The 6,859-nt window shown below is 60.3% G+C and carries 6 protein-coding genes; 2 read left to right on the top strand and 4 right to left on the bottom strand.

Features of this window, described 5'->3' with window-relative positions; all coding sequences use genetic code 11:
* Window positions 1-70: 70 nt before the first annotated feature.
* A complete protein-coding gene (locus AB5Y85_RS02310; RefSeq protein WP_005337929.1) occupies window positions 71-385 on the bottom strand; it encodes a hypothetical protein in 315 nt (104 codons plus the stop codon).
* 285 nt (window positions 386-670) lie between these two features.
* Between AB5Y85_RS02310 and dcuC the strand changes: the two genes are divergently transcribed.
* Window positions 671-2,047 carry a C4-dicarboxylate transporter DcuC gene (dcuC, locus tag AB5Y85_RS02305; RefSeq protein ID WP_257687713.1) on the top strand — a complete coding sequence of 459 codons (1,377 nt, stop codon included), beginning with the start codon at window positions 671-673 and terminating at the stop codon, window positions 2,045-2,047.
* Window positions 2,048-2,132: 85 nt separating this feature from the next.
* On the top strand, window positions 2,133-3,272 hold the full coding sequence (locus AB5Y85_RS02300; protein ID WP_257687714.1) for a M20 family metallopeptidase: 1,140 nt from the start codon (window positions 2,133-2,135) through the stop codon (window positions 3,270-3,272).
* 138 nt (window positions 3,273-3,410) lie between these two features.
* On the opposite strand, the gene AB5Y85_RS02295 is transcribed toward AB5Y85_RS02300, so the two are convergent.
* From AB5Y85_RS02295 to AB5Y85_RS02285, 3 genes are all read right to left on the bottom strand, one after another.
* Window positions 3,411-4,067 (bottom strand): adenine nucleotide alpha hydrolase, encoded by a 657-nt coding sequence (locus AB5Y85_RS02295; protein WP_257687715.1) that lies wholly within the window; start codon window positions 4,065-4,067, stop codon window positions 3,411-3,413.
* Window positions 4,068-4,241: 174 nt separating this feature from the next.
* Window positions 4,242-5,585, bottom strand: a complete 1,344-nt coding sequence (locus AB5Y85_RS02290) for an anaerobic C4-dicarboxylate transporter (RefSeq protein ID WP_005337916.1) — start codon at window positions 5,583-5,585, stop codon at window positions 4,242-4,244.
* A 374-nt stretch (window positions 5,586-5,959) separates the two neighbouring features.
* Entirely contained in the window at window positions 5,960-6,715 is a 756-nt protein-coding gene (locus tag AB5Y85_RS02285) for an ABC transporter substrate-binding protein (protein ID WP_257687716.1), read from the bottom strand.
* Window positions 6,716-6,859: the final 144 nt, after the last annotated feature.

Below are 6,859 nucleotides of genomic sequence, written 5' to 3'. Positions count from 1 at the left end.
GGGGGCAAACGCCAGATAGCCAAAACGCGCCAGCGGGCGCGTTTTGGTCGGCATTATCAATGCACCTCAATCAGTGCAGGGTGGTCCACTCATGGTCAAAGACCCGGGCCCGTTCCCAGGGTGCATCAGGCAGGCTGGAAGAGAGGCCAGTGTATTTGCCCACGTCGTCCACCACGATGGCGGAGAGGATCGGCAGGTTGTTTTCGGTGCAGTACATGCGGATGCGCTGCAGCAGGGTGCGCAGTTCATCCTGGCACTGCTCCAGCCCGGCCTGCTTGGCCAGTTTGGAGTAACGAATGGTAGTGCGTTCCTTTGCAGACTCGACGAGGATGTCCCACAGCTTGTAGTCGCAGGTCGAAGCACCTGCGGTGGCTTGGCTTGTCATAACTCTCTCCGGCGCGAAATGGTCGCTATATGTCGAAGCGCATCTTCGCCAGTTCGGCGCCGTCATATGTTGATCCAACGCAAAAAAGAGGGGAGTCGCGTCACACAATTCCCGGATATGGGGTGATAAAGGTTTTCCGGTAGTTGAAATAACGAAAAATTGTTACATGGCCGACATATTATGCTAATGAATCACGGTGACGGCACCTTTATTGATAGGGATCAAAGGCAAACAGTGGTCAGATCACTAGATTTCGCTCTTCGATAAATTTATCAGGAGTGAATATTGGAACTTTTATTCGTCTTGCTCGTTCTGGTCGCTGTGGTCTACGGCATTATCAAGGATTACAACCCGCAGGCGGTGCTGGCGCTGGCGGGCATGGCCATTTTTGCGGTGGCCTACTGGCTGGGGCTACACCCCATTCTCCCCGCTGACAAGAGCACCGGCTTTGCCCTGTTCGACCTGTTCGAAGTGTTCAAGGGGATCTTCTCCTACCGCGCGGCGGGCCTCGGCCTCACCATCATGGCGGTGGCGGGTTTTGCCACCTACATGTCCCATATCGGGGCCTCCCAGGCGCTGGTGCGGGTGGCGGTCAAACCGGTGGCAGGCATCCAGTCCAGCTACCTGATGCTCTCCATCTGCTATCTGGTGGCGGTATTCGTCTCCCTGTTCGTCACCTCCGCTACCGGCCTTGGCCTGCTGTTGATGGTCACCATGTATCCGGTGATGCGCAACCTCGGCATCAGCCCGGCCTCCGCTTGTGGCGTCATCGCTACCTCACAGGCTTTTGAAATTGGCCCGACCCAGACCAACGCCATCTTCTCCGCCGGTCAATCCGGCATGGATCCGACCAGCTATTTTGTCGACTACCAGATCTGGTTGGTGGCCCCCATGCTGCTGGTGACCATGGTGCTGCACTTCTTCTGGCAGCGTCACTGCGATCGCAAGGATGGCTGGGATCCGGCGCTCCATCGCGGCGATCACGCCGAGCTGGACGAGCAGGACACCGAGTGCGTGCAGGCGCCCACCTGGTATGCCCTGCTGCCGATTATCCCCTTCGTGCTGATGATGGCCTTCTCCAAGCTGCTGGTGAGCGACATCAAGATGAGCGTGGAGGTGGCCATGCTGCTGTCGGTCTTTATCGGCATGCTGTGCGAGCTGCTGCGTAGCCGCTCGGTGCGTACCGCGTTTGCCGGGCTGTCGAGCTTCCTCGACGGCATGGGCAAGGTGTTTGGCCCCGTGGTGGCGCTGATAGTCTGTGCCGAGCTGTTTGCCGAATCCCTCAAGGCCATCGGCGCCATCGATACCCTGCTGCACTCTGCCAGCAATGCCGGTATCGGCAGCGGTCTGATGACCCTGGTGATGGTGGCGCTGATCATGGTGGCGGCGGTCATCATGGGCTCCGGCAACGCGGCGTTCCTCAGCTTCTCGACCCTGGCACCGGCGGTGGCAGCCAAGTTTGGCGTACCGGCGGTGACCATGCTGCTGCCGATGCAGCTCGCTTCAAGTATCGGCCGTACCGTCTCTCCCATCGCGGCTGTGCTGATCGCCTGTGCGGGGATTGCCAAGGTATCGCCCTTTACCGTGGTCAAGCGCACCAGCGTGCCGATGGCGGGGGCGCTGGTGACGGCGCTGACCCTAAATTATCTGCTGTTTATGTAAGCGGGTGGCGGACGGCCACGAGCTGTCCGCCCCTTTCACTCGGCTGTCGGACGGGAGGCCTGCCCTCCCGTCCCAGGAGATGACAATGACAGACTCTCGCAACGCTTTTTCTCTGGATGCCTACCTGGCAGATCTGGCCCCGCTCATCAACCTCGATTGCGGTACTCGCACCCCGGCCGGGGTAGCGAAAGTGGCCGACATCATGACCGAGAAATATGAGGCCATCGGCTGTCAGGTGACCCGCCACCAGTTCGCTGCCGAGTGCGGCCCCTGCCTCGAGATCACCAATGCGCCGGGTGCCGATCACTACGACGTGATGCTGTGTGGCCACATGGATACCGTCTTCCCCGAGGGGACGGCGGCCAAGCGCCCGCTGAAAATCGAAGGCAATCAAGCCTTTGGCCCCGGTGTCTCGGACATGAAGAGCGGCCTGCTCTCTATCTGGTATGCCCTCAAAGAGATGGACCCGGCATTGCTTGCCAAGCTCAAGGTGCTGGTCTGCTACAACTGCGACGAAGAGATTGGCTCCCCCTGGTCGAAAGATTGGCTGGTGGAGAAGGCCAAACAGAGCGGCTGCGTGCTGGTGGCCGAGGCAGCTCGTCCCAACGGGGATCTCATCAGCGCCCGCAAGGGCAATGCCAAGTACCGCATCACCTTCCACGGCAAGGCGTCCCACGCCGGTTCGGCCCTGACCGAAGGGGTCTCTGCCATCACAGAACTCGCGCACTGGGTACTGGCCATCAACGAGCAGGTCAACATGACCACGGGCACCACCATGAACGTCGGCGTGGTACAGGGCGGCACCGGTGTCAACGTGGTGCCGGACTTTGCCGAGGCGATCGTCGATCTGCGCTTCTGGAGCAACGAAGAGGCCGCTGCGGTACACGATCGGCTCACCTTTATGGCCAACAACCCCTTCCTCGCGGGCTGCCGGGTCGAGGTGGATCGCCAGACCTTCAAGCCGGCGATGCGCCCGAGCGGTGACACCGAGGCGCTGATGGCGCTGGTGGAGGCGGCAGCCAAAGAGGAGGGGATCCCCTTCAACTGGCTGGAGGCCGGTGGCGGCTCGGATGCCAACTTCACCGCCGCCGCGGGGGTGCCGTCCCTCGATGGTTTCGGCCCCATGGGCGGCGGTTTCCACTCGGAGGCGGAATTCCTGCTGCTGGAGAGCATCGAACCGCGCATCCGCCTGCTGCAGCGGGTGCTGGGCAAGCTGGCAAAATAAGCCGGTTTATCCCTTGTTCGGGTCGTCATGGCCCGCTCAAAACTGGTCCGCTCAAATCCAAACGGGAGGCTGTTGCCTCCCGTTTTTTTATCTCGATTTTTCGCGCGCTGAGTGAGCGGGCCAGATGGCTTGCAGCCGTTACCCCTGCGGTTCGGCCAGATAGGCCAGGTGATCCTGCCGCGCCACCAGCCAGCCATCGAGGCGCAGCGGGGCGGCAAAGCCCGGGCCGTCGGTCACCATGGTGTGGTACTCCCCCTGCTCGCCGCTGGCATCGAAGCCCTTGCGCTCGGCCAGTTGTTGCAACTCGGCGAGGGTGGCGGCATCGAGGGTGCGTCCAGTCCACTCGGGAGCCAGCACCCGAGTATCGACGCAGGAGAGGTGGGCGACGATGCCGCGGGCCAGCATATCCGCCAGCAAGGCTTGACGAGATTGCTGCCAGAGCGGGGTATGGACGGTGAGACCCAGCGGCTGGCAGCGTTCGCGGATCCAGTTTGGTGCGCCGCCCACGCTGTCGATATCGCCGGTAACTACCCCATCGAGTTGCCACTCCTCCTTGAGCTTGGCCAGTGCCCGCTCATAACCGAGATCGAACGGCGCTTCTATGGTGACCAGCAGATGGGGCAGTCCGAGGGCTTCCGCCTGACGGTGCACCAGCGGCAAGGGGTGAGCGAGAAATCGGGGCTCTGGCGGCGCAAAGGTGGCCAGTGCCATCACCTGATGGCCCGCTTGACGGGCATGACAGAGGGCCAGCATGGCATCTTTGCCACCGCTCCAGAGCAGGATGACGCGAGACATGGATGAGATTCCAATGGTGAACGAGGGGGCATGCTACCCAGCGGCGTGGGCAGAGGTAAAGGCATAGTGTCCGGAAATGGCGGCGGGGAAGTGGTTGAGGTAACGGAGCGGGGAAAAAAGCAGGCCCCCGAAGCGGGGGCCTGTATTGCAATAGCGTGGTAAACGCGACTGCGATTAGAGCAGGATGCTGGTGAGGATAAAGCCCAGCGAGCAGGAGGTCACCACCCCGATCAGCCCCGGAATGATGAAGCTGTGGTTGATGATGAACTTGCCGATACGGGTGGTGCCGGAGCGGTCGAAACCGATACAGGCCAGGTCGCTCGGGTAGGTCGGCAGCACGAAGTAGCCGTAGCTGGCTGGCAGGAAAGCGATCAGCAACTTCGGCTCCACACCCAGCGCCAGACCCATGGGGGCGATGGCAGTGAGGGCGGCGGCCTGGCTGTTTACCAGCTTGGAGATGAGGAACAGCACCAGGGCGTAGGTCCAGGGCTGGGCCTGTACCACATGGGCCAGGGTCTCTTTGAGCAGCGGCATGTGGGCCTGGAAGAAGGTCTCACTCATCCAGGCAACCCCGAATACGGAGAAGATGGCGACCATGCCTGCCTTGAAGACGGCACCGTTGGCGATCTCGCCCGGCTTGACCTTGCAGCGCATCAGGATGATGGCACCGGCGATCAGCATCATCATCTGGATCACCAGGTTCATGGAGAGCGGGCCGGTCTTGTCCTTGATGGTGAACACCGGACGCAGACCTTCGTTGGCACCGAGCAATACCACGGCAGCGATGGCGGCGAAGAAGATCCAGGTAGACCAGTAGGCCTCTTTCGGGAACTTGGTGTTAAGCAGGGTCTCGCCACCACCGTAGATGAAGGCACGCTGCTCCGGGTCTTTGATCTTGGCCTGGAACTCTTCATCCTTGTCCAGATCCTTGCCGCGACGCAGGCTCCACAGGGCTGCCACGATGACACCGGTCAGGGAGGAGGGGATGGCGATCATCAGGATGTCGAGCAGGCCGTAAGCCTGACCGATACCATGACCGGCCGCCAGAATGGAGACCATGGAGACCACGGCAACGGAGACCGGGGAGGCGCAGATCGCCATCTGGGAGGCAACGGAGGCGACAGCCATCGGGCGCTCGGGACGGATGTTCTTCTGCAGCGCGATGTCAGCGATGATGGGGAACATGGTGTAGACCACGTGGCCGGTACCGCACAGGAAGGTGAGGGTCCAGGTCGTGAGCGGCGCCAGGATAGTGATGTATTGCGGGTGACGGCGCAGCAGACGCTCGGCCACTTGCATCATCAGGTTGAGGCCACCGGCAGTCTGCAGGGTGGCGGCACAGCCGATCACCGCCAGAATGGTCAGCATTACCTGAACAGGCGGTTCGCCCGGCACCAGGCCGAAGACGAATGTCAGCAGGAAGAGACCGATACCACTGATGAGACCGAGTCCCATGCCCCCAAAGCGGGTACCCAGCAGCAAGCAGCCGAGTACCACTAAAAATTCCATCAAGATCATTCCGTTACCTCGTGTGATTCAACCCATATTGCCGCGGGTAGCCTGAACCATGAATTGTCATTGTCTGTTTTATTTAGCCCAAAAGGGTTAGTTGCTATTCTGCTCCCCTGAAAAAGTGAAAAAATTGAGTTACTTCAATAACTCGATGAATTTTTGATTAAACCACTTAAAAACCACGTACTAACAAAAACATCATTTTTGTTACCAAGTGGTATCACTCGGGGCCAAGCCATCGGGTGGTCATGGCGGTAGAGCAGAGCGGCAACAGGGCTGCAGGGGAGGGGCATAAAAAGGGCTCGATTGCGGCAGAAGAGGGTGAAAAAACCAGCGCTCAGGCTATTTTTGCCAGCAAGGGCTGACTTTGGCGGGTTGGCTCATTTGCCCGCAGGGCCTTGCTGCAGATAGCGGCGCTGATAATCCTCGCTCAGCTTGGCAATATCCAATCTGGCAATGGCCTGTGCCACCCGTAGCTGCAACGCCTGCTGATCGGGGCGAAACATGATGTGCAGGCTCTTGTGTTCGAGGATCTTCGGGTGAAATTGCAATCCGGCGCTGCTCAGCTTGCGATCATGGTTGATGAGCCAGTGAAAGACATCCCGATCGATCACCGCCAGATCGAGCCGGTCGCGCTGCAATTTGCGCAGGTTGAGCAGGTCCGCATCGACGGCGGCAGTGTTGAGGCGCTTGCTGGCCATCAGGGCATCGAATTCACGGGTGTTGACGTATCCCTCCACCACGCCGATCCGGTAGGGGGCGAGATCCGTGAGCTGCTGCCAGGGGATGGGGGGGCCTGAGCGCTGCGCCATGCCCAGCACGCTGTCGCCTACGCTGGGGGAGCTGCGCCACAAGGTCGGCAGGGTGTCGGAGAGGTAATCTGGAAAATAGCCGCTATAAGGCTGGGTCGGGTCGGCCGCCAGCCGTACCGCCCGCTGCCAGGGGTAGAAGTCGAACGTCACCTCCAGTCCCGCCTCGGCAAAGGCACGTTTGACGATATGACCGGTGAGGCCGCCATCGGGCAGGCTCTGGCTGGTGTAGGGGGGCCACTCCAGGGTGGTCAGACGAACGGGCTCGGCCCACAGTTGAACAGGCATGCAGGACAGCAATAGCGAAAGCAGCAGGCGATATCCCATAGGCGACGAGTTCCTTGTGCCGATTGATCCTGAGTATCACCCATAACGGTGTGTCTAGTCCTGAAATAGGTTTACACATTTTCAACTAGCATTTCTCTACTCAGAACCCCCTATGTGCCGCATCGGGGGTTCTGTATTTCAACG

The sequence above is a fragment of the Aeromonas sp. R3-1 genome, from assembly GCF_040908345.1.
Taxonomy (GTDB): domain Bacteria; phylum Pseudomonadota; class Gammaproteobacteria; order Enterobacterales; family Aeromonadaceae; genus Aeromonas; species Aeromonas veronii.
Note: the sequence above shows the minus strand (reverse complement) of the source record. Positions and strands in the feature narration are given on the sequence as shown.